This window comes from Fictibacillus sp. 23RED33 (genome assembly GCF_015903925.1).
Classification (GTDB): Bacteria; Bacillota; Bacilli; order Bacillales; family Fictibacillaceae; genus Fictibacillus; species Fictibacillus phosphorivorans.
In genome coordinates this window covers 26,280-49,686 of record NZ_JACZDX010000014.1, presented here as the reverse complement: position 1 = coordinate 49,686, position 23,407 = coordinate 26,280, and the positions used below count along the sequence as shown (strand labels likewise).

The 23,407-nt window shown below is 41.5% G+C and carries 21 protein-coding genes and 2 riboswitches; of the genes, 15 read left to right on the top strand and 6 right to left on the bottom strand.

The annotated features are described in order from the left end of the window. Positions 1-10 precede the first annotated feature (10 nt). The gene (gene rimI, locus IHV09_RS21750) at positions 11-460 is read left to right on the top strand and encodes a ribosomal protein S18-alanine N-acetyltransferase (protein WP_066399684.1); all 450 of its coding nucleotides are present in this window, start codon (positions 11-13) and stop codon (positions 458-460) included. Next, a complete protein-coding gene (tsaD, locus tag IHV09_RS21745; protein ID WP_197265447.1) occupies positions 457-1,473 on the top strand; it encodes a tRNA (adenosine(37)-N6)-threonylcarbamoyltransferase complex transferase subunit TsaD in 1,017 nt (338 codons plus the stop codon). The genes rimI and tsaD overlap by 4 nt, the downstream gene beginning before the upstream one ends. 405 nt (positions 1,474-1,878) lie before the next feature. Here tsaD and IHV09_RS21740 read toward each other — a convergent pair whose 3' ends face one another. Continuing rightward, entirely contained in the window at positions 1,879-3,819 is a 1,941-nt protein-coding gene (locus tag IHV09_RS21740) for an ABC-F family ATP-binding cassette domain-containing protein (protein WP_197265446.1), read from the bottom strand. A 387-nt stretch (positions 3,820-4,206) separates the two neighbouring features. Here IHV09_RS21740 and moaC point away from each other — a divergent pair, with 387 nt between their 5' ends. Genes moaC through tatC form a run of 4 tightly spaced genes read left to right on the top strand, consistent with a single transcriptional unit; the run spans position 4,207 to position 6,387 of the window. Beyond that, on the top strand, positions 4,207-4,710 hold the full coding sequence (gene moaC, locus IHV09_RS21735; protein WP_197265445.1) for a cyclic pyranopterin monophosphate synthase MoaC: 504 nt from the start codon (positions 4,207-4,209) through the stop codon (positions 4,708-4,710). A gap of 45 nt (positions 4,711-4,755) precedes the next feature. Beyond that, the gene (locus IHV09_RS21730) at positions 4,756-5,391 is read left to right on the top strand and encodes a redox-sensing transcriptional repressor Rex (RefSeq protein ID WP_144704923.1); all 636 of its coding nucleotides are present in this window, start codon (positions 4,756-4,758) and stop codon (positions 5,389-5,391) included. Positions 5,392-5,409: 18 nt separating this feature from the next. Further along, positions 5,410-5,592 (top strand): twin-arginine translocase TatA/TatE family subunit, encoded by a 183-nt coding sequence (locus tag IHV09_RS21725; protein ID WP_191755387.1) that lies wholly within the window; start codon positions 5,410-5,412, stop codon positions 5,590-5,592. A gap of 12 nt (positions 5,593-5,604) precedes the next feature. Next, the gene (tatC, locus tag IHV09_RS21720) at positions 5,605-6,387 is read left to right on the top strand and encodes a twin-arginine translocase subunit TatC (protein WP_197134602.1); all 783 of its coding nucleotides are present in this window, start codon (positions 5,605-5,607) and stop codon (positions 6,385-6,387) included. A 437-nt stretch (positions 6,388-6,824) separates the two neighbouring features. On the opposite strand, the gene IHV09_RS21715 is transcribed toward tatC, so the two are convergent. Together IHV09_RS21715 and IHV09_RS21710 are read right to left on the bottom strand one after the other, a co-directional pair. Then, on the bottom strand, positions 6,825-7,028 hold the full coding sequence (locus IHV09_RS21715; RefSeq protein WP_197134599.1) for a YdiK family protein: 204 nt from the start codon (positions 7,026-7,028) through the stop codon (positions 6,825-6,827). Next, positions 7,025-7,738, bottom strand: coding sequence for a CPBP family intramembrane glutamic endopeptidase (locus IHV09_RS21710; RefSeq protein WP_197192223.1), 714 nt, complete (start codon positions 7,736-7,738; stop codon positions 7,025-7,027). Before IHV09_RS21710 ends, IHV09_RS21715 begins: the two co-directional genes overlap by 4 nt. A gap of 246 nt (positions 7,739-7,984) precedes the next feature. Here IHV09_RS21710 and groES point away from each other — a divergent pair, with 246 nt between their 5' ends. The 4 genes from groES to IHV09_RS21690 all read left to right on the top strand — a co-directional run bounded on the left by groES (position 7,985) and on the right by IHV09_RS21690 (position 12,972). Beyond that, a complete protein-coding gene (gene groES, locus IHV09_RS21705; protein WP_137792218.1) occupies positions 7,985-8,269 on the top strand; it encodes a co-chaperone GroES in 285 nt (94 codons plus the stop codon). 101 nt (positions 8,270-8,370) lie between these two features. Continuing rightward, the gene (gene groL, locus IHV09_RS21700; protein ID WP_137792217.1) at positions 8,371-10,008 is read left to right on the top strand and encodes a chaperonin GroEL; all 1,638 of its coding nucleotides are present in this window, start codon (positions 8,371-8,373) and stop codon (positions 10,006-10,008) included. A 276-nt stretch (positions 10,009-10,284) separates the two neighbouring features. Beyond that, positions 10,285-10,662 (top strand): DUF4176 domain-containing protein, encoded by a 378-nt coding sequence (locus IHV09_RS21695; RefSeq protein WP_231618452.1) that lies wholly within the window; start codon positions 10,285-10,287, stop codon positions 10,660-10,662. Positions 10,663-10,824: 162 nt separating this feature from the next. Then, positions 10,825-12,972 carry a S9 family peptidase gene (locus IHV09_RS21690; RefSeq protein WP_197265444.1) on the top strand — a complete coding sequence of 716 codons (2,148 nt, stop codon included), beginning with the start codon at positions 10,825-10,827 and terminating at the stop codon, positions 12,970-12,972. 74 nt (positions 12,973-13,046) lie between these two features. Here IHV09_RS21690 and IHV09_RS21685 read toward each other — a convergent pair whose 3' ends face one another. From IHV09_RS21685 to IHV09_RS21675, 3 genes are all read right to left on the bottom strand, one after another. Continuing rightward, on the bottom strand, positions 13,047-14,228 hold the full coding sequence (locus tag IHV09_RS21685; RefSeq protein WP_197265443.1) for a DUF4317 domain-containing protein: 1,182 nt from the start codon (positions 14,226-14,228) through the stop codon (positions 13,047-13,049). A gap of 136 nt (positions 14,229-14,364) precedes the next feature. Beyond that, positions 14,365-14,772: a hypothetical protein gene (locus IHV09_RS21680; protein ID WP_197265442.1), complete on the bottom strand. Its 408-nt coding sequence runs from the start codon at positions 14,770-14,772 to the stop codon at positions 14,365-14,367. A gap of 131 nt (positions 14,773-14,903) precedes the next feature. Next, the gene (locus IHV09_RS21675; RefSeq protein WP_197265441.1) at positions 14,904-15,428 is read right to left on the bottom strand and encodes an ECF transporter S component; all 525 of its coding nucleotides are present in this window, start codon (positions 15,426-15,428) and stop codon (positions 14,904-14,906) included. Positions 15,429-15,733: 305 nt separating this feature from the next. Between IHV09_RS21675 and IHV09_RS21670 the strand changes: the two genes are divergently transcribed. The 5 genes from IHV09_RS21670 to guaA all read left to right on the top strand — a co-directional run bounded on the left by IHV09_RS21670 (position 15,734) and on the right by guaA (position 23,094). Next, the gene (locus tag IHV09_RS21670) at positions 15,734-16,444 is read left to right on the top strand and encodes a hypothetical protein (RefSeq protein ID WP_197265440.1); all 711 of its coding nucleotides are present in this window, start codon (positions 15,734-15,736) and stop codon (positions 16,442-16,444) included. A gap of 383 nt (positions 16,445-16,827) precedes the next feature. Beyond that, entirely contained in the window at positions 16,828-17,802 is a 975-nt protein-coding gene (locus tag IHV09_RS21665; RefSeq protein WP_197134580.1) for an AAA family ATPase, read from the top strand. After that, entirely contained in the window at positions 17,802-19,073 is a 1,272-nt protein-coding gene (locus IHV09_RS21660; RefSeq protein WP_197265439.1) for a DUF58 domain-containing protein, read from the top strand. The genes IHV09_RS21665 and IHV09_RS21660 overlap by 1 nt, the downstream gene beginning before the upstream one ends. Then, on the top strand, positions 19,060-21,258 hold the full coding sequence (locus tag IHV09_RS21655) for a transglutaminase domain-containing protein (protein ID WP_197265438.1): 2,199 nt from the start codon (positions 19,060-19,062) through the stop codon (positions 21,256-21,258). The genes IHV09_RS21660 and IHV09_RS21655 overlap by 14 nt, the downstream gene beginning before the upstream one ends. Before the next feature lie 40 nt (positions 21,259-21,298). Continuing rightward, positions 21,299-21,400, top strand: a riboswitch (purine riboswitch). 137 nt (positions 21,401-21,537) lie between these two features. Continuing rightward, positions 21,538-23,094, top strand: a complete 1,557-nt coding sequence (gene guaA, locus IHV09_RS21650; RefSeq protein WP_305069396.1) for a glutamine-hydrolyzing GMP synthase — start codon at positions 21,538-21,540, stop codon at positions 23,092-23,094. A gap of 102 nt (positions 23,095-23,196) precedes the next feature. Further along, positions 23,197-23,298, top strand: a riboswitch (purine riboswitch). The last annotated feature ends 109 nt before the right edge of the window (positions 23,299-23,407 follow it).

The following is a 23,407-nucleotide window of genomic DNA, read 5'->3' as shown; positions in this document are numbered from 1 at the left end:
GGTGGATTTGATGGGAGAGCCTTATACATTCAGACTGGCAAAAGTAAGCGACATAGATGATATCCTTGGAATCGAGCAAGCATCGTTTGCTGTTCCATGGTCCCGAGAAGCTTTTTACAGAGAAATTGTTGAGAACCAGTTCGCTCATTACCTTGTTATCGAAGACTCCTTTCAGCCGGTCGGTTATTGCGGCATCTGGCTCGTTATGGATGAAGCACATGTTACGAATATCGCGATCCTTCCTTCATATAGAGGAAGAAAGCTAGGGGAGATGCTCATGAGAGAAGCGATCAAGCTCGCGAAGATGCATGGCGCTGTATCGATGACGCTAGAGGCACGCGTAAGTAATCATGTTGCACAGAATTTATATAAAAAACTAGGATTTGAAGCAGGCGGTATCCGGAAAAACTATTATAGCGATAATGGTGAAGATGCTTTAGTCATGTGGGTGGAATTATGATAAAAGATGAATTGATATTAGCGATAGAAACAAGCTGTGATGAGACAGCGGTAGCGATTGTGAAGAACGGTACAGAACTGTTGGCAAACGTTGTCGCGTCACAGATTGAGAGTCATAAGCGATTTGGCGGCGTTGTTCCTGAAGTGGCGTCACGCCATCATGTAGAGGAAATTACGGTCGTGATTGAAGAAGCATTGAATCAAGCAGAATTAGAGCCAGGAGATCTCACGGCTGTTGCCGTAACAGAAGGGCCAGGACTTGTTGGAGCACTCTTAATCGGTGTTAACGCAGCGAAAGCGTTCGCCTTTGCACATGGTCTGCCGCTCGTACCTGTGCATCATATCGCAGGGCATATCTACGCGAACAGACTCGTAAAAGAAATGACGTTTCCGCTGTTGTCCCTTATCGTCTCAGGCGGACATACAGAGCTCGTTCTGATGGAGGAGCACGGAACGTTCAAAGTAATCGGTGAAACAAGAGACGACGCAGCAGGTGAAGCGTATGATAAAGTGGCGCGAACGCTTAACATGCCATATCCAGGCGGACCTCATATCGACAAGCTGGCACAAGAGGGAGAAGCAAATATTGACCTGCCTCGCGCTTGGCTAGAGCCAGAATCTCTTGATTTCAGCTTCAGCGGCTTAAAGTCAGCCGTGATCAATACGGTTCATAATGCAACACAGCGCGGAGAAGTGATCAAGCCAGAAGATCTTGCAGCGAGCTTTCAAGCAAGTGTTGTGGATGTACTTGTGGAAAAAACATACCGTGCCGCAGAACAATATAACGTAAAACAAGTCCTCTTAGCCGGAGGAGTAGCGGCAAACAAAGGACTTCGTCATATGTTGGAGAACCGTTTTAGTGAAACGAAGTACGACCTTGTCATTCCTCCGCTTCACTTATGCACAGATAATGCTGCCATGATCGGAGCTGCAGGGAGTGTAGCGTACCAAAAAGGAACGCGTGGAGATATGGCATTAAACGGTGTACCAGGGTTAGATTTAGAAGCGCAATAAGAAAAAAGCTCTTTTCCTTTAATGAGGAGAAGAGCTTTTTTAGTTATCGACGTAATTCGACACAAATCCACTTCGTTTTTGTGGAAAAGTTATAAACAGGTCTGTGGATAATGTGGACAAAGGTTTTGAAACATTTGAAATAAAGGGTTTGTGTTATACACAATTCACATCATGTATACACATGTTCGTGTGGATAACGTGGATAAGTCGTCGAAATAAGTAAAATCCACAGGTCGAACTGTGGATAAGATTTTATAGTAGTAACGTTTTAAGATGTTTTGGGGCTTTTGCTATTGAAATGGTGTGTAGTATGTGTGGATGATATGTCGAAATGTGCGAAGACCAACTTGAAGATGAATAAAAAAAGCTGACATCCTCAAATAAGTAAGGATATCAGCTTTCAACTTAAGCATTCTGAAGTTCTTCCCATTCTTCCATTAACGTTTCCATCTCTTCGTTCAAAGCATCTAGCTGAGATTGGAATTCTTGTGTTTTTTCATAATCCTGAAATACTTCGGGTTTACAAAGTTCAGCTTCGGCCGAAGCGATTTTCGTTTCGAGTCCTTCAAGCACACTCTCAATCTCCTCGATACGACGCTGTCTTTTTCGATCGAGCTTCTTCGCTTCTTTATCGATCGAGTTCTTTGCACCGTTTCCTTGGGTGGAAGAAGGAGTATTAGCCGCGTTTTCTGCTTTCTGACGAGCGGCGATTTCTTCGCGTGTTTTCATCTCATTTTTCTTTTCCGTGTAATAGTCGTAGTCACCTAGATACTCGGTCATGCCTGTTGGCGCGAGTTCAACGACTTTCGTGGCGATACGGTTGATGAAATAACGGTCATGCGATACGAAAAGAATCGTACCAGGATAGTGGATCAGAGCTTGTTCAAGAATCTCTTTGCTGTCGAGATCCAAATGGTTCGTCGGCTCGTCCAGCAGAAGAAGGTTTCCTTTCTCCATCATGAGCTTCGCTAGAGCAAGACGTGCCTTCTGACCACCGCTAAGTTCTGTTACAAGCTTCAATACATCATCACCGCTAAACAGGAACTGTCCGAGGATCGAACGAATCTCTTTTTCCGTTTTTTCCGGATAGTCATCCCATAGCTCGTTTAGTAAGGTCTTGCGTGAATGAAGATCCGCTTGTTCCTGATCATAGTGAGAGATCATAAGTCCGCTGCCATAACGTATATCGCCCGATATGAGCGGCAGCTGCTTACGTATCACTTTTAATAACGTCGATTTCCCGATTCCGTTCGGTCCGACGATCGCCACGCTATCTTGGCGGTTTATCGCTACCGATACGTTCTTAAATAGTGGCTCACCATCTTCATACCCCGTGCTTACGTTATCAAGCTTCAGCACATCGTTCCCACTTTGTCTCTCAATCTCAAAAGAAAAGCTAGCAGACTTTTCTGCACCAGCAGGACGCTCTTTCAATTCCATCTTCTCTAACTGTTTGCGACGACTCTGTGCACGTTTCGTAGTTGAAGCACGCACGATATTACGCTGAATAAAATCTTCTAACTTCGCAACCTGGTCTTGCTGTTTCTCAAACTCTTTCATCTCTTGAGCGAAGCGCTCCGCTTTTTGCTCTAGATAGCTAGAATAGTTACCTGTGAAACGGTACGATCGTTTTCTCGAAACCTCATAAACGGTCGTTACGATCTTATCGAGGAAATACCGGTCATGGGAGACGATCAAGATGCCGCCGGGATAACTCTGCAAATATTGCTCGAGCCACGTTAATGTTTTGATGTCTAAATGGTTCGTCGGCTCATCGAGAATAAGTAGATCTGGTTTTGTTAAAAGAAGCTTCGCAAGTGCGAGTCTCGTTTTTTGTCCACCACTCAAGGTGTTGATCTTCGTATCGCGATCAAAATCGGCAAACTGAAAGCCATGAAGCACCGTACGAATCTCCGCTTCATACTGATAGCCGCCTTCGTCTTTAAACGTAACCTGCAGCGCATCATAGTCTTTCAAAAGACGTTCGTACTCCGCTGCATTCGCAATCACTTCTGGATCACCCATGCGCGCTTCCATCTCACGCAGCTTTTTCTCTTTTTTACGAAGGTCTTCAAACACAGAGAGCATCTCGTTCCAGATCGATTCATCCGAATCTAGCCCCGCATCCTGTGCAAGATAGCCAGTCTTCACGTCTTTCGGAATCATGACATGACCAGAATCATAGGAATACTCACCAGTAATCACGCGAAGCAGCGTAGATTTACCCGCACCGTTCCGCCCAACAAGAGCGATCCGCTCGCCCTTCTGAACCTCTAGTTTTATATTCGATAAAATAACGTCCGCGCCAAACGACTTCGTAACGTCCTGAACTTGTAAAATAATCATTGTAATTTCACCTCTATGGAAAAAGGGTGGTTTTATTAAATGGCTTCCTAAAATGATTGGAATTATTGCTTCATTGTAAAGTTGATTGGAGCGTAAGGTGCGAGACTCCTGCGGGACAGGTGGGCAGGTGAGACACTTATACGTGAAACGTACGAATGTGGCTCACCGCCTGCCCCGCGGAAAGCGAAGCACCTGGAACGGAAATCAACTACATTCAACAATCATGCAATCAGCCTTTATACAAATAACCCTGTCTAACTAGTAGTTTAGCGTAGTTTGGAGATTCGCGCCAACAAAGGGAATGTTCAACATTTTGCAATAATTACAAGTAAAATCTTAACGACAATAAAAGCGGTTTCGTGTATATTCATCATGAGGAGGGGTTTTATGACAGAGTTTACCCATTTTAACGAAGATGGCCGTGCACGGATGGTTGATATTTCGGAAAAAGAAACATCTCACCGAACAGCCGTAGCGGTAAGCGGGGTAACGGTTTCTGAAGAAGTCTTCCTTAAGGTCAAAGAAAACGGATTTAAAAAAGGGGACGTTCTAGCCGTCGCGCAGATCGCTGGAATCATGGCTGCCAAAAAGACCTCTGACTGGATCCCGATGTGTCACCCGTTATCACTAACTGGCGTTGATCTGTCTTTTTCATGGGATGAATTGGCGGACAGCATGTATAAATTAAACATTCAAGTCGAAGTGAAAACGAAAGGCAGCACCGGCGTTGAGATGGAGGCGATAACAGCGGCTTCTGCAGCAGCGTTAACCGTCTATGATATGTGTAAAGCAGCGGATAAAGGAATGGTGATCGGGCCTACATATCTCCAATCGAAAACAGGAGGCAAGAATGGGGACTTTCTACGTTCTTCAAGCCCTGACAAAATATGATACAATAGGAATAGATAAGCTTTCTACACTTGGAGGGCTCCAAATATGAACCAAGATCAGTTAAAAATACCACACGCAACAGCAAAACGGCTGCCCTTGTATTATCGTTTTTTGAAAAACTTATCATCTTCCGGTAAACAAAGGGTGTCTTCTGCTGAATTAAGCGAAGCCGTGAAAGTAGATTCTGCGACGATCCGCAGAGATTTTTCTTATTTCGGCGCATTAGGCAAAAAGGGTTATGGCTACAATGTTAATTATCTGCTGTCGTTCTTCGCGAAAACGTTGAACCAGGATGAAACGACTACCGTAGCATTAATCGGAGTAGGTAACTTAGGTACTGCCTTTTTACATTACAATTTCACCAAAAATAACAATACCAAAATAGAAGTCGCATTCGATGTAGACAAAGCTAAAATCGGCAGCGAAATTGCTGGAGTTCCGATTTATCACACAGAAGACATCGAGCAAGAGCTGAAGAACCGAGGTATTGATGTTGCGATCTTGACTGTTCCAGTCGGAGCGGCTCAACCGATCGCAGATCAGTTAGAGCGCGCAGGTGTAACTGGCATCTTAAACTTCACACCCGCACGATTGACCGTCTCACCAGAGATTCGTGTTCATCACATCGATTTAGCTGTTGAATTGCAATCGCTTGTTTATTTTATGAAAAACTATTCTTAAAACAAGGAGGTAATCGTTATGTTAGGACCAGGAAGTATCGCGGTAATCGGACTTGCAGCTCTTGTTATGTTTGGACCGAAAAAGCTGCCTGAGCTAGGAAAAGCAGCAGGTAAAACGCTTCGCGAGTTCAAGAATGCAACAAAAGGCATGATGGACGAAGAAGATGACAGCAAAAAGGAACGCGAACAACTGAAGAAGTAAGGATGTTTGTCTATGACCTCTGAAAAAAATATGTCGCTATACGGTCACATTGGCGAATTACGAAAGCGCATCATGTGGGCGATCCTAGCTTTCTTCGTATTCTTGATCGCTGGATTTTTCTTAGCCAAGCCCGTGATCGTATATCTGCAAAGTGACCCAATCGCAAAGAACATTCAGATGAACGCTTTTCATCTAACCGATCCACTGAACGTGTACATGACGTTTGCCTTCTTCATCGGCCTCGTCCTATCCGCACCAGTGGTGTTGTACCAACTCTGGGCATTCATCAGCCCGGGGCTTTATGAGAACGAACGAAAAGTAACGCTCATGTACATCCCGATCGCATTCATGCTCTTCTTAACGGGACTCGCATTTTCGTACTTTATTCTTTTTCCTTTCGTTGTCAGCTTCATGGGAAATGTTGCCGTGGCACTTAGTGTAGAAGGTGAATACGGAATTCAGGAATACTTCTCATTCCTATTCAACATCACACTGCCGTTCGGATTGTTGTTCCAGTTCCCGGTCTTGATCATGTTTCTGACTCGACTTGGAATCGTAACACCTGATCTCCTCAAGAGCATACGAAAAGTAGCCTACTTTGGAATTTTAGTAGTAGCCGGATTGATTACACCGCCAGAGCTGCTGTCTCACTTAATGGTTACATTCCCGCTTATTCTGTTATACGAAATCAGCATCATCATTTCGAAGGCAGCTTATAAAAAACGAATGAAAGCCGAAGTCGAAGCACTCGTAAAAGAACGAGAAGCACAAGCAGAAGCTATGTATCATGATTAAAAAGAGGATGACTCCACGCGGGGAATCCTCTTTTTTGTGTGGTTGGAGTGAAGCTGCGGTATGGGAGAGTGGGAGTGGACAGTAAATGTGCAAAAGTGGACAGTATTTCTTCAAAAGTGGACAGTAAAACTCAAAAAGTGGACAGTATTTTCTTAAAAGTGGACAGTAAGCATCGTTTGAGGTGGCTTGCGGGCTACTCAGGTGTCACCTAAAGTACTGAAGCAGCCTTCGTTTTGGTACTGGGTTCGATAATCTGTCGGATTCGAAGATTAATCTGTCCGATTGGCCGTATAATCTGTCCAATCTCCAGCATAATCTGTCCATTTCAGCCAATAATCTGTCCAATCCCACATCGACCATTGGCCAGCCCTACAATGCCCCACCCAAAGTCCAACACAAACAAAAAAACTGCCTCCATCAGAAGCAGTTTCCCCATATTATTTCTTCTTTTTTCTTTTTAAGTGGCTGTTTAATGCAAAATAGCGGATGGCATTCGCGTAGTCGAAGGTAGCTACGATCATCGTGATAATCGTCCAGAAGCTTGTCATGCCGTACTCGCTTGCGTAATGAACGGCTAAGTACGTAAAGACGACTCCGATCCCTAGATATAAAAATGCCATAAACAGTGGTGATGTCTTCATAATAGTCCTCCAATAATCAATTGCGCTGTTTCTAGCTGTTGTTCCATTTCCTTGATTTTATCGGCAAATAATACTTGAATGATCAAAACGAGCGTGTTCATGGCAACGTGTGCCGCGATCGGAACGATAAGACGTTGGGTCCGAACATAAAGAAAAGCGAACGTGAAGCCCATTGCCGTGTAGATTAATAAGTGTGTGAAGTCCGCATGAACAGCAGCAAAGATTAACGAACTGATCAAAGCAGAGATAAAGAAATTAAAGCGTTTATGAAGAGAGCCAAAAATGATCTTTCGGAAGATGATCTCTTCTAGTATTGGCCCAACGATGGCCGTTACAATCATAAAATATTTAACGTTTTTAACGATTTCTACGAGTTGCTTCGTGTTCTCTGATCCAGGCTGAATACCAAACAGGTTCATCTCGATCATGCTCGCGATAATTTGAGCGGCGTACGCCATGAAAATACCGATGATCGACCATAGAACGGCAGATCCTTTTGAGACGCGCTTAGTATTTCGGTGGCGTTCTCTCATTTCAGGGATCAGCATGTAAAGGATAATAACAAGAGCCGCGATAAAGCTGAACGTTCCCCACATTCCAAAAAGTTGATTTCTAGGAACACCAAGTTCATTTAACAGTGGAATCCCAATGTAACCTGAGAATTGCATCACGATATATATGAAGATGATCCACCAATATTTTTTCTTCAAATTACCTTCTCCTTTACGTACATCCCTAAAAATAATTACGTTTTATACCTCTTTATATGCTTACCCATTTTAACATAGAATAGGCAGGGCTCGCGAGGATATCGAATTTGCGGGTAATTCGATTTATATTTATATTTCTCACTTGCAAATTTTTTTAGTTTTATTTATTATTAGAAATGGAGTTAGCACTCACTAACAAAGAGTGCTAATAAGAAATCTTTTAACTATTTAAGGAGGGTGTTTCACTTGTTAAAGCCACTAGGTGACCGTATTATTATTGAGCTTGTAGAAGGTGAAGAAAAAACTGCAAGCGGCATTGTATTGCCAGATTCAGCAAAAGAAAAGCCTCAAGAAGGAAAAGTTGTTGCTGTAGGTACGGGCCGTGTAACGGATAACGGCGAGCGTATCTCTTTAGAAGTTTCTGAAGGCAACACGATTATTTTCTCAAAATACGCAGGTACAGAAGTTAAGTACCAAGGTAAAGAATTCTTGATTCTTCGTGAGTCTGACGTTTTAGCGATCGTAGGCTAATCGTTAGGTAACTGGGAAGCTTCAATATTTTGAAGCTACATAAATCAAACATAAAGCATATGTAAGTCACTAACTTTTAAAATTAATGGGAGGGTTTTTACATGGCTAAAGATATTAAATTTAGTGAAGACGCACGTCGCTCAATGCTTCGTGGTGTTGATGCACTAGCAAACGCTGTAAAAGTAACACTTGGACCAAAAGGACGTAACGTTGTGCTTGAGAAGAAATTCGGTTCTCCTCTAATCACAAACGACGGTGTTACAATCGCAAAAGAAATCGAGCTTGAAGATGCATTCGAAAACATGGGTGCTAAGCTTGTAGCTGAAGTTGCGAGCAAAACGAACGACGTAGCAGGAGACGGAACAACAACTGCAACGGTTCTTGCTCAAGCGATGATCCGTGAAGGATTAAAGAACGTAACAAGCGGAGCAAACCCAATGGTACTTCGCAAAGGGATCGAAAAAGCAACGGCTGCTGCTGTTCAAGAACTAAAAGCGATCTCTAAACCAATCGAAGGCAAAGAGTCTATCGCACAAGTTGCGGCGATTTCTGCAGCTGACGAAGAAGTAGGACAATTGATTGCTGAAGCGATGGAGCGCGTTGGAAACGACGGTGTTATCACGATTGAAGAATCTAAAGGATTCACAACAGAGCTAGAAGTGGTTGAAGGAATGCAGTTCGACCGCGGATACGCATCTCCATACATGGTAACAAACTCTGACAAGATGGAAGCAGAGCTTGAGAACCCGTACATCCTTATCACAGATAAGAAGATTACGAACATCCAAGAAATCCTTCCAGTTCTTGAGCAAGTGGTACAACAAGGGAAATCTCTATTGTTGATCGCTGAAGACGTTGAAGGTGAAGCACTTGCTACTTTAGTAGTTAACAAGCTTCGCGGAACATTCAATGCAGTAGCTGTAAAAGCTCCTGGATTCGGTGACCGCCGTAAAGCAATGCTAGAAGACATCGCAGTTTTAACTGGCGGTGAAGTAATTACTGAAGAGCTAGGTCTTGACCTTAAGACTGCAAACATCACGCAGCTTGGAACAGCTTCTAAAGTTGTGGTTACAAAAGAAAACACAACAATCGTAGAAGGTGCTGGAGATTCTTCTAAAATCGCAGCTCGTGTTAACCAAATTAAAGCACAACTCGAAGAAACAACTTCTGAGTTTGATAAAGAAAAATTACAAGAGCGCTTAGCGAAATTAGCTGGTGGAGTAGCAGTAATCAAAGTTGGTGCAGCTACAGAAACTGAGCTAAAAGAGCGTAAACTTCGTATCGAAGACGCACTAAACTCTACGCGTGCAGCGGTTGAAGAGGGTATCGTATCCGGTGGTGGTACAGCTCTAGTTAACGTGCTAAAAGCGATCGCTCAAGTAGAAGCGACTGGCGACGAGTTAACAGGTGTGAAACTAGTACTTCGTGCACTAGAAGAGCCAGTTCGTCAAATCGCACACAACGCAGGTCTTGAAGGATCTGTAGTGGTTGAGCGCCTGAAGAACGAAGAAATCGGAATCGGCTTCAACGCAGCAACTGGCGAGTGGGTAAACATGTTCGAATCCGGAATCGTTGACCCTACTAAGGTTACACGTTCAGCTCTACAAAACGCAGCATCGGTATCTGCAATGTTCTTAACAACAGAAGCAGTAATCGCGGATAAGCCAGAAGAAAACGCTGGCGGCGGAATGCCTGACATGTCCGGCATGGGCATGGGTGGAATGGGCGGAATGATGTAATAACGCCCACAAAACCCAAGTGGGTTTGTGAGTTTAAAAACTGTGGAATGCTAGCTAGCATTTTGCTGAAATAAAGGATTTACCAGGAGCTTCTTATAAGTTGATTAAACTTATAAGAAGCTTTTTTTATATTATTCATTGGATAATTAAGGAACTTTATTATACTATTTATTGTATAAATGAAAGAAATAAAGTATTAGCCTGCACAAAATACTAATTTCTTTAAACACTGAAAAAGTTGACCCTAAAAATTAAACTGAAAAGGAACAATGAAAAATGATACTGATTAAAAATAGAAACAAACTAGCATTTATGTTTATACTTGTTTTACTTTTAGTAGGATGTACGAATGCGAAAGAAAATAGCTCCGAAAAAGAGAAGCTTGATAAATCCAAGCCTCTGCCCATTGGCACAGTCGTAAAGTTAAAGCAGATGAAGAAAAGCGTCATGATTTATGGCTACAATCAAATTCAAGTAAGTACTGGAAAACAATATGATTACATAGCGGTCCCGTACCCGGAAGGTAATATTTCTCCCGATTATAATGTGTTTTTTAACCGTAACTTTATTGAGAAGGTTATGTACGGTGGGTATGATTCAGAAGAAGGAAAAAAGCTGCGTAAGAAGGTAGAAAGCAACATGAAAGGCAATTAAGGAGAAATTCCAGAGTTATTAATGATTTGACGGAATTTTAATCTTATCATCTAGACACCAATTAAAGCTCAGCTACCTTTTTAACTCAAAAGGATACAACAGCAGTTTGTCAAAATAATAAAGCTATCTATGATACAGCAATGGAGGAACATTACAAAGTAAATGAAAATATCAGACTTAATGAATGTCATTGAACCCGCTGACTTAGTACATATGTCTATGTCCAGTGATAAAAAATGGTTAGCACTTTGTGTAAATGGAGAGTTAGTAGATAAGAAGTCGAATGGTGTTTCGATGGCTGTTGCGGGAACAACACAATGGGTTTGTAATTTGTATACAGGTGAAGCATTTCCGATTGCTCCAGCTGCAAAGAGTAGCTGGGCGGGAGTATGGTCTCCTGAAGGTAAGACACTTGCCTTTTTTGCGGATATTGGAGGAACGGCCCGTTTATGGTTATGGGATTCTACAAACCATAGTCTTCATTTAGCTGCAGATTTAATCGTCCGACCATTCTTTGGCTTTGAAAAACCAATTTGGACAAAAGACGGCAAACAAATCATTATAAAAACTATGCCTGACACACCAATAAATGAAAATGATTTTTACTCGAATTGGGAAAAGTCTGAATCACATACTAAACTACCACAACAGGTAAAGGTATTTGATACAGGTGACATTTCTGATCGAGAAGTGATTGAAGATCTAAATAACTGGGCTGATCGTTATCGGGCAGACATTCGTATGATTTCTGTTGAGAGTCAACGTGTTACAACTCTTTGTAAAGGGTTGCGACCAGTAGGGATGAAACTTTCAACAGATGGTAACTACCTTGCTTTCACGCATTGTTTGGGTGAAGAAAATAGGAATACCCAACAAAATATTTTTGAATTATGGATATGCCCACTCAATCCTAGCGATACAACTGAGGTAAAATGTGTCTCTTCAAAAATACATATGATGTATGGTGTAAGTTTTAGTTGGGGAAACGACAATACATCTATCTACTACACTACAAGCGGGCCATTGTCAGATGGAGGCTTATGGGTTGCAAACACAATTACCAATACAAATGAGCTATTATTCCAAGATAAAACAAATCATTTAGGGCATGATTTTGAATCACCAAAAGTAACAAGTAATGATGATGTAGTCATGATTGCAGGAGGAAAGCTATGGTATTATCGTTCAACTTCTGGTTCGCTAAATCACTTTTCTTTGTCGGAAGGACGCATTATTGTTGCAGGGTTTCCGATCACTAAGGATAACCAAATTGTGGTTCAGACTCATGAACCTTTAGAAGTAAGGGATGGATTTTGGAACATTGATTGTGTTACAGGAGTAGCCAATCAAATACTTGAAGAACCAAAAGGGCACCTTCCATGGTTTGAAGGTGGAGCTGCTTATTGTGACCACATGACAGAAACAATAGCTTATCTATTTCAGGATGCTGATCTTCCACCAACAATAAGGGTATTTGATGCTGCATCTAAAAGTAGTACTGATGTAACGTTATCAAAATTAGAGACAGATACGTTTGGTTCTTCGGAAATCATTCGATGGAAGGGTGAGCATCAAGAGTTGAGGGGAGCTCTACTACTACCTAAAGATAGTAAGGGGCTAGTTCCTGCAATCATTAGAGTTTACCCTGGCTCTATGCAATCCAATAATGTTCGATTATTTGGCATGAGTCCATCCATGTGTGATAATCACCAAATATTTGCTTCACACGGGTATGCTGTATTTTCCCCTGACTTACCTATGAAAAGAACACATGAACCAGCAGAAGAAATTACGAAAATGATCGCTGATGCTTATGAGGCTTTAATTAAACATACAAACATTGATTCAGAGAGAATTGGAATTATAGGACATTCCTTTGGTGGTTATTCAACATTAGTAGCTATAACAAAATTGCCACATTTTAAAGCAGCTATTGTATCGTCAGGAATAGGAAATCTAATCAGCTATTACACACAGTTTGATATTAACTCGAACTTGAACTATGGAAGTATTGAAGACGGACAATTTAACATAGGTGCTACATTATGGGAAGAGCGAGAACGATATATAAGAAATTCTCCATTGTTTGAGTTTCACAAGATACAGACGCCTGTACTAATCACGCAAGGAACAAGAGACCATTTATGCTATGCAGAAGCTGGACCTATATTTTCTTCATTAAATCGATTAAATAAAACGGCTCAGTTGGTATTATATGATGATGAAGAACATTACCAAGGAACGTGGCGGCGAGAAAACCTTGAGGATTATTATGAGCGCGTTCTGAAGTGGTTAGATAAGTACTTATAATTATATTTAATAAAATTTACACAATGGAAGTCATCCTCTAAGAGAAAGGCTTCCATTATGTAATCTGTAGTTAACTATTTCTCAACCTTCTCCCCAAAAGCCTCAGGAATCATCGTAAACCCTTCAATAACTGTATCTTCTTCCACTTCGATCATGAGATACCGTTTACCACTAAGCTGCACTTGCTTCACGTACCTTAGATCTTGTGGACTAATTGAAATTTTAGCTACCTTCGTGTCGATCTTAATTGACTTCGAGTTGTATTTCGGAACAACATTGCTTGCTTTTATTTCATACTTATCATCATCAATCACTTTTTGAAAAGCGGATTCTACCTTTTCCACACTGATATCTTCAACACCGCTCGCTTTCAAAACGCGTTCAACGTCTTTAGAATCCAAGCGTGGGTGTTCTTCCTCTTCGTTCTCTTCAATCATTCGGTTGATCTCTTCATATACATTGGAGAGAGTAGAGGTGTTTAATTGATCTTGCGTTACGTCTTTAATGATTTCTTCAAACACGATCTTATCGTCTTTTGCTGTCATGATTTCTTCGCCATTTAAAACGTCCACGATGAATTCATAATCAGGCTCATGAACTTTACCTGCTGAATACAGGATGTGGTTCACGTCTGCTGCATTATCGCTGAAACAAGGGAAGAGGAATCCTCCGATCGGCGCGTTCAGGTTAATAACAGGATCGACCACGAAATTGTACTTGAACTCTTTTTCCACATAATCAAAGAGCAGTTCTTTCTTCGGTTCTTGTGTATTATTTATGCTGCACAAAATAAAGGGGAAAGAATAGACAGCATCACGTTCACTAATCTCAGCCTCATCATTTTTGCGCTTTGTCGGCTTATAGTATTCTCCCTTAATAAAGGTGATCACGATATCCTTTTCGTACTGACGGTTTAGTAGCATTTTTCCTACCATTTGAAGCATACGTTCTTTCCAGTCTTCTGTATCGCTAGCAAGTAATCCCTGATGCAGAATAAGCTGGCTATTGTTTTCAGCATTTCTATTAAACTTTAATTCAAATAACTTTTCATCGAGATTTCCACCAAGCAATTTTTTAAAGTTATTATAGAAGAGCTCTTGTTGTTCAGGATCTAGCATCTCAAAAGGCTGACTCACGTGATGATAGATTTCGCTGGATTCTTTCGTAATATACACATTAAAAATGCTGGAGATCTTCAGTAGATCATTCTCTTTTTTGAACTGTTTTCGTATTTGAGCGATATCTTTTTTGTTCATGCTTGTATACACTCCTAAGTTGTTGCGATTTAATTCGACACTCTCTATATGTCTAACAGGGAAGTATTCTTTATTTTAACATTCAGAAGGAGTGAAGTGTGAAGGTGAAGTTTTGTTGGTTCATAGATTGGTTGCATTAGTAGTTTAATATCTTTTTTAATTTAACAACATCAACTCGTTGCAGGGTATAACCCGTACTCGTATCGTCGGCATACATAATCAAGCCATTATCATTTTCTTTTTGTAACCAAAGTAAAAAGCTTTCCTTATTACCGTTTAAATCAACAAGAGTCATTTCTAAATTATTTTTTGACACATCTAAAATTCCAGTTATTCTTTCAGCAGATTGTATCGCATCTCTAGCAATTCTAACGGCCTTGTTATTTTTAAAAGTCTTATTCACTTCACCTGTAACGATAAGCGCTTCTTTTTTATCCTGTATAATGAGATTTGGAGCGGTCTCTTTACTTTCAGAATAAACGCTGCACCCAGCAAACAAGATACTTAACGTAATAAGAATTAGTTTAAGTAATGACTTCTTCATTTTACACCCCTTAAAATATCCGTTTTATGGTAAGTCGCATCATATTCTTAAAAGGTTTCAGTGAACTTCTTAAATATAAAAAACCCCATATCGCATAGCGGTTAAGCCGATACGATACAGGGTCTCTGTTACTAAAGAATTCTTTTCTTAATACGTGCTACGAGTGGAACCACAACAAGTCCAGCAAATCCAACTTGCAGAACGTTTCCTGGAATGGATCCGAATGGTACGATCCAGTTGCTGTAAAGCACAACTTCTGCAAAATAATAGCCTACCACTTTAATCAGCATAGCTACCACAACTGCCATTGAGTAGACGAGTACTCGTTTACCTGGTACTTTTTCTGCGATAACGCCCGCTACATAGCCCATTGCACCAACGATAATAAACGTGAACGGAGCCCAAATGGTGTAACCGGATAGAAGATCAAATAAGCCCATTCCGAAAGCACCTGCAATAGCACCTGTTCTTCTGCCAAAAACAAAAGCTGCTACGAATAGAGGAATGTTACCTAAGTGGATAAGACCACCGTTTCCTGCGATCGGAAGCTTAATATTGATGAACATCGTTGCAACAAGCGTTAGTGCCACGAATAGTGCGCTGATGACTAACATTCTTGTTTTCGTCGATTGTATTGATGAATAAGTAGTATTCATACCATAACCTCTTTCATAAAAAATGAATGTAAAAAAATGATTGCACTTATTCATTATATATGTCCTTATTCTTTTAGAAAACAGCTATTTTATGGGTAGGGTGAAGAAATAGAAAAATAAACTAGTGGAATGAGCGAGTTTCTCAAAAGGAAAGAAGGGGAGAACGACACATTTGCCGAAATCTATTTTGTAGAGCATAGACGTATCGATACAGTTCATTGCGAATGCCTATAGTAGAGGAATTAAACGATATGTATCACATGGCGATATAAGGAATAGATGAAGAGAAATGAAGGAGGCCCGATATGCGACGTGATATACAACCGAATGAACGAGCTTTCTCCTCCAAGGAAGTTGCAGAAGAAGTAGGGATTGCAACACCTACTGTTCGAAAGTATGGACAAATTTTAGAACGAAACGGATACGAGTTTTTAAAGGATGGAGATCGACGTATCTTCGTTCAATCTGACATCGAATCGCTCATAGCGCTACGCGATACAGATAAGCCATTAGACGATACAGCTAAAGATCTCGTGCTTCAACAAAAAGAAAGATTGAAAGAAACGATTCAAACGGACGTAGCGTTACCCGATACATATGAGAACCTTCCACAAGACCCTAATCAATTACGAGAAGTCTTGATGATGCTAGCGAATGAATTAGCAGCGACACGCGAGATGAATGCGCAGCTGACAAACGATATGTCAGAGCTTAAAGTAACCGTATCAAGACTTCAGCAAGATCATCATGCGATCAGTGCAAATGTTGGAAATGCAGCTCAGAAAACGAACGCTAAGATTGAGAAGCTGACCAATCAACAGAAAGAACAATACGAAGCATTGCTAGAACAGGAAAAAGAGAAAAGTGAACTTCTGCAACAAGAAATTCAAAAGTTAAGAGAAGAAAATGTTAAAGAATGGCGCCTACAGAACGATTTTAATAGACGACTAGAAATCGTGGTTCAAAGCCGACCGAAAAGCAAATGGGAAGCGATTCTATCTCTATTTAGAAAGTAAGTTTTGTGTATCGGGGGGCGATACGGTCATGCGTTATGAAGCTCTTTTTACAGAGGTATATCGTGACGTGATATGGACTTTATAACGATACAAGAATAAATCTTCAACATTCAATCGTCATATTTCTACAATTTCCCGAGAAATATCTACAAAAACAGCATACTTATTAAGCTTGGGAAATTAGAGTTTAATAACTCAAAACAATATTTAGAAAGAGCGATTACGGTGCACTGTTTAGGGTGCATCTTTTTTATTTGTTCACTAATATCGAATCTGCTCTTTTTTTGTAAAAAAACAAGGAATATCGTCTGTCTGATGAGAATATTTAAAGGAAAGAAAAAATTAAATAATGTAGAGACAGAAATGTTAGAGGGGAGTCTATCATGAGCGCTAGAAATGAAAAGACATTTGAATATCATCCTCATCTTAGAGAGGTCATCGCAAACGTAGAAAAAGTTATGGTAGGTAAGAAGAAGGTTACAGAGTTAACGCTTGTTTCGTTATTAGCAGGGGGACATGTTTTACTTGAAGACGTACCAGGAGTAGGGAAGACGATGATGGTGCGTTCCATCGCTAAATCTCTGGGCCTAACTTTTAACCGCATCCAGTTCACACCTGATTTATTGCCTTCTGATATGACGGGGGTATCGATATATAACCAAAAAGATATGAGTTTTGAATTTAGACCGGGTCCTCTCGTTGGAAACATCATTCTCGCCGATGAGATCAACCGTACGTCACCGAAGACGCAATCGGCACTTCTTGAATCGATGGAAGAAATGAGCATGACGGTTGATGGACAGACGCACATACTGCCCGATCCTTTCTTAGTTATGGCTACACAAAATCCGATCGAATACGAAGGAACTTATCCGCTTCCAGAAGCACAGCTTGACCGTTTCTTAATGAAGCTTACGATGGGGTATCCAACTCCTGAGGAAGAGTTTAATGTACTGAACGTGATTGGAAACGAACACCCGATCCATCTCCTTAAACCAGCCATCTCGCCTGAAGAGATCTCAGAATTGAAAACAGCTGTGAAGAACATCTATGTATCAGATTCGATCAAGCGATATATCGTTGATCTGATCAATCGTACACGTAACCATAAATCCATTGCGCTCGGTGTCAGTCCGCGTGGATCACTCGCGTTATTAAAAGCAGCACAGGCTTTTGCCCTTCTTATGAACCGTGATTTTGTTATCCCTGATGATGTGAAATACTTAGCACCGTATGTTCTTGTTCATCGTGTACTATTAAAACCTGAAGCCCGCTTTGAAGGGGTCTCAGCAGAAGAAGTAATCAATGAGCTTTTGGCACGTGTGCCTGCACCTATTCATAAGGAACAGCATGCATAATGAAGGCGTTTCTTCATAAATTTCGGGAGCGGTATAAAACACCGATCGGGTTTTCAGGGATCATCTTTTTACTACTTGTTACGTTCTCTTTTTCCATGTTTCAAGGTGGATTCGTAAGCTGGTTTCTATTTTACAGTGTACTTCCGCTTGTTCTTTATTCTATAACGATGGCTTTCTATCCGATACAGAGATTGAAAGTCGAGCGATATATCTCTAAAAACAAATTGATGGCAGGCGAAGAAATAGAAGTGACAATTGTCATCAAACGACGCAGCAACTTTCCGCTCTTTTACGTAGTGTTAGAGGACGTGCTGCCAGAGGTGCTGCTTCGTGAAACGCGATACGAGGGCAATACGCATCAGATCCAGTCTCGCATCCTGTTGTTTCCGTTGTTCAGAAAGCATCTGGAATACTCGTATACCATAAATCCCGCACCGCGCGGATTGTTTAAATTCGATCAGATACAAATCAGTACAGGCGACATCTTTGGCTTTGTTTTGAAAAGCACGAGTGTATCCGTTCAAGACCAGATCTTTGTGTACCCGCAGTACCAGGATATTGAGCGGTGGGAAGCAGGGAAGATGCTGCAATCTGGTATGAAAAAGGTCGGAAAGCGTTCGTTTACTGACTATACATCGACAGTCAGTGTTCGTGATTATGTCGCTGGCGACCGAATGAACTGGCTGCACTGGAAAGCGAGTGCGAGGTCGAACAAGCTGCTGACGAAAGTGTTCGAACAGCAACGGAACGATGATTTTGTAATTGTGCTCGATCATTGTGAAAAGAGCTACGGCACGCATGATTGGCTGTTTGAACGCGGCGTATCGCTTGCGGCATCCATCGTTCACTATGCGATCTCAAAGGGTGGTTCGATCGGTTATCATCCGCTATCTGGAAAAGAAATCCCGATGAATATTGGGGTTGAACAAGAGTGGCGGATTCTTCACGAACTGGCAAAAGTGAAGTCAGACGTGAAGCTGCCATTTGAAGAACGGTTGAAGCAGGAATACATGGCTGGTTATATGGAAGGAAAGACGGCACTTATCATATCGCCGAACCTTTCTGAATACACGATGAAAACGCTCGAGCTTATCGCATCCAGACAGCAAACGAACGTGATTTTCTTTTACTTAGCGCTTGATTCTAAACTTAAGAGTCAAGAACTCACGTATATCTCTCGAATCAGACAGTTCGGTGTGCCTGTAACACCGATTATTGGTTCTGACTTTAACGAAGCGCTGAAGGCAGGTGGCACGTATGCCTCAATCTAATCAGCAACAAGCGTCAACACTACACGTTTTAGTTCTGTACGGCTTAGGCTTCCTTCTTTTATGGGAGTGGTTAAGACCGCTTAAAGAGCTTACGACGACGAACGATATCCAGATTTTCGTGATGTACACGTTGTTTTTGTTTATCGTAACGTATTTTCAGCTTCCGTTCTGGATCTCATTTCCGGTGAAATTGGGAGCGATGTTATATGCGCTTCATTCGCTTTACTTTTTTGATGTTTTCTTATCGTTTAAGTGGGTTCCGTTTCTGATTGAAGATATCAAATATAATCTAGGGCTTTTTTCAGACCAGAACTGGAACGAGATGACGTCTCTTTCCAGGAGTCTTCTGTTCTTTATTTTACTCTGGCTCGTCAGTTATTTGATGCATTATTGGCTCGTCCAGACACGCAGAATCTTCCTGTTCTTCTTGATCACGGTTATCTATATTTCGATACTCGATACATTTACGGTGTATGATGGGAAGTTTGCGATCATCCGTACCGTTTTCATCGGACTGATCTTGGTCGGTATCTTACGAATGATGAAGATTATTGAAACGCAAGGGTTTTCTCTTTTAAAAGGAAAGTTTCCTGTTCTTTGGGTGGCACCACTTTCTGGAGTCATTGCATTGTCGTCAGCTCTAGGGTATGTGGCACCAAAAGCATCTCCAATCTGGCCAGATCCTGTTCCGTTTCTTCAGAACATGTCAGGAAAAGATGGAGAAGAAGGACTAGGAAAAGGCGCTGGGATCGCAAAGATTGGTTATGGTGAAAACGACAGCCAGCTTGGTGGGCCGTTTGAGTTCGACTATACGCCGATCTTCACCGCTTATGATAACGGCAGGCATTATTGGCGGATAGAAACGAAAGAATTCTACACCGGTAAAGGGTGGGAAAATAAGATTCCGACTCAAGCGATCTCTTTAGAAGCAGATAATCCTTCAGCCGATACGAATTACACGAGAGTCTGGGAAGATGGATTAGAAATGAAAGACCATAAAGCACGTATTGAAGCGGAAAAACGAAAAGAATATTCATTTTTAATGATTCCAGGAAAGTTAACCAACATTAAAGCAGAATCGGATATCAACTATCAGTTAGATGGTGTAAACGGAAAAATTTCTACCTTTCAAGGTGGGAGAGAAGAGAAACTTTCTGAATACGAGATGGACTACCAGTTACCTGTAATAAAAGAAGAACAATTAAAAGCTTCCAACAATCAATACCCCGTTTATATAACAGAAAATTACCTGCAGCTGCCTGAAACGTTGCCGCAGCGGGTTAAAGATCTTGCGCAAGACGTTACTGCCGACCAACCAACGCTCTACGATAAAGTCAAAACGGTCGAAGGCTATTTTGCTAAAAACGCTTATGGCTATAATACGATCGAAGTTGCGGTTCCAAAGGGCGATGAAGATTACGTTGATCAATTTTTGTTTGAAACGAAAATAGGGTATTGCGATAACTTCTCAACGTCGATGGTCGTGATGCTGCGTTCTGTTGGCATACCTGCTCGCTGGGTGAAAGGCTTCACTCCTGGAACCTTTGAGGCGCTTGGTGATGATGGTCTTCGTGAATATACCGTTACAAACGCAAACGCCCACTCGTGGGTAGAAGTGTATTTTTCAGGAATCGGATGGGTTCCTTTCGAGCCGACGCGCGGATTTGATAATCCGTTCGAGCCGGAGAGTGAAGAAACGGATTCAACACCAGCTGCACCAGTTCCGACTCAGCCGGACAAGCCTGAAAAAGACGTAACGAAGGACGATAGCTCTGCTTCTGGAGAGAAAACGGGTTCAAGTTCAATCCTGAAATCTGTTGGAACGCTAGCTGTAGTTCTGTTAATCGGCCTTGTTGTGATCGCTGGGCTGGCTTATCTGTTCCGCAGAAAATGGCTTCGTCAGTACACGATTTGGCGCTACAAACACAAAAAAGGCGCTGATAGCTTTGAACAAGCCTTTGAACGCTTGATGTGGCTATTAAAGGTATATGGCATAAAAAGAAGACCTGCTTTTACGTTGAGAGAGTATGCTCTATATGTTGACAGAGAGCTTGATACAAAGGATATGAGAATCCTCGCGAAAGCTTATGAAGGCGTTCAATTCAGTCCTAAAAAGCAGTCGGATCTGTGGAATGATTTCCATAAAGAATTGTGGGAAAATTTAATTAAAAGAATCCACCCTTGACCGCTATAACAGGCATTGTTAGAATGTCTTTAAGATTATAGTGTCAGATAATATTCTCCTTCGTATATCCTCGATAATAAGGTTCGAGAGTCTCTACCGGGTTGCCGAAAATGACCTGACTATGAAGGCAGGATTCTTTATAGCTACATTTTAAGGAATTCTGCCTTTGTTTTTGTATGTGGAAAACAAGGGTAGAATTCTTTTTTGTTTTATAAAGAAAGTGTAAAGATAGACAAGCTGACGGATACTATAGCTGATAATAATAGATGGGGTGAGTACATGAGCGTAACGAATGATTTGCACGTAATGAGTGAAATGATCGTTGTGTTAGATTTCGGTGGACAATATAATCAGTTGATTGCACGTCGTATCCGTGATTTAGGAGTATACAGTGAATTACATCCGCACACGACAACGGCGGAAGATATAAAGAAAATGAACCCAAAAGGAATCATCTTCTCTGGTGGACCTAACTCTGTTTATGCAGAAGGGGCACCAGCTTGTGATCCAGCTATTTTTGATCTGGATATCCCAGTGCTTGGTATCTGTTATGGTATGCAGTTGATGAGCTATCACTTCGGCGGTAAAGTAGAGCGCGCGAGCCACCGTGAATACGGTAAAGCAGAAATCACTGTAACAAACACGAACAAGCTCTATGAAAAACTTCCAGAACAACAAGTGGTATGGATGAGCCATAGCGACTTAGTTGTTGCGCCACCAGAAGGTTTCGTAACAGACGCTACGAGTCTTTCTTGTCCTGTAGCTGCGATGAGTGATGTATCTCGTAAACTTTACGGCGTACAATTCCACCCAGAAGTTCGTCATTCAGAGTACGGTATCGAGTTTCTTGATAACTTCGTAAAATCTGTTTGTGAATGTGAAGGCAACTGGACGATGGAAAACTGGATCGAAGACGAAATTCAAAAGATCCGTGACGTTGTTGGCGACAAAAAAGTGATCTGCGCAATGTCAGGTGGCGTTGACTCATCTGTTGTTGCTGTTCTTGTTCATAAAGCGATCGGTGACCAATTAACATGTATCTTCGTTGATCACGGTCTTCTTCGTAAAGATGAAGCAGATCAAGTAATGAAAACGTTCAGCGAAGGGTTCAACATCAACATCATCAAAGTCGATGCAAAAGAGCGTTTCTTAAGCAAGCTTGAAGGTGTTTCTGATCCTGAGAAGAAACGTAAGATCATCGGTAACGAATTTATCTACGTATTTGATGAAGAAGCGTCAAACCTTCAAGGCATCGAATTCCTTGCACAAGGTACGCTTTACACAGATATCGTAGAGAGCGGTACAGCAACTGCACAAACGATCAAGTCTCACCATAATGTTGGAGGACTTCCTGAAGACATGCAGTTCAAATTGATCGAGCCTCTTAACACACTCTTTAAAGACGAAGTTCGTAAAGTAGGTACAGAGCTTGGAATTCCTGAGCACATCGTATGGCGTCAGCCGTTCCCAGGCCCTGGTCTAGGAATCCGTGTACTTGGTGCGATTACAGAAGAAAAATTAGAAATCGTTCGTGAGTCTGATTTCATTCTTCGTGAAGAAATCGCAAAAGCAGGCTTAGAGCGTGAAGTGTGGCAATATTTCACAGTCCTACCTGACATCCGAAGTGTTGGTGTTATGGGTGACGCTCGTACGTACGATTATACGATCGGTATCCGTGCGGTAACATCAATCGACGGAATGACTTCTGACTGGGCACGTATCCCTTGGGACGTTCTTGAAAAGATCTCTACTCGTATCGTAAACGAAGTCGATCACATCAACCGCGTGGTGTATGATATTACGTCTAAGCCACCAGCAACTATCGAGTGGGAATAGGTATGTAAGCGAAAACACGAACGATTATCGTAAAATAACATAAAATCATTCGTAAAAACGCTTGACGTACGACAAAGTTCGACCTATACTCAAATAGTAATTAAAAATTAAATGTATTTCCTACGTATAAATTCGGGGATATGGCCCGAAAGTTTCTACCAGACTGCCGTAAATGGTCTGACTACGAAGGATTTTTGAAACATGGCGCACATGCTCTCTTTGCATAGGCCACGTTTCATTAACTCTTACGTATTCAGACCCAAGGGCTTGTCCCTTGGGTCTTTTTGTTTGAACAAAGATGCTTTTGAAAGTA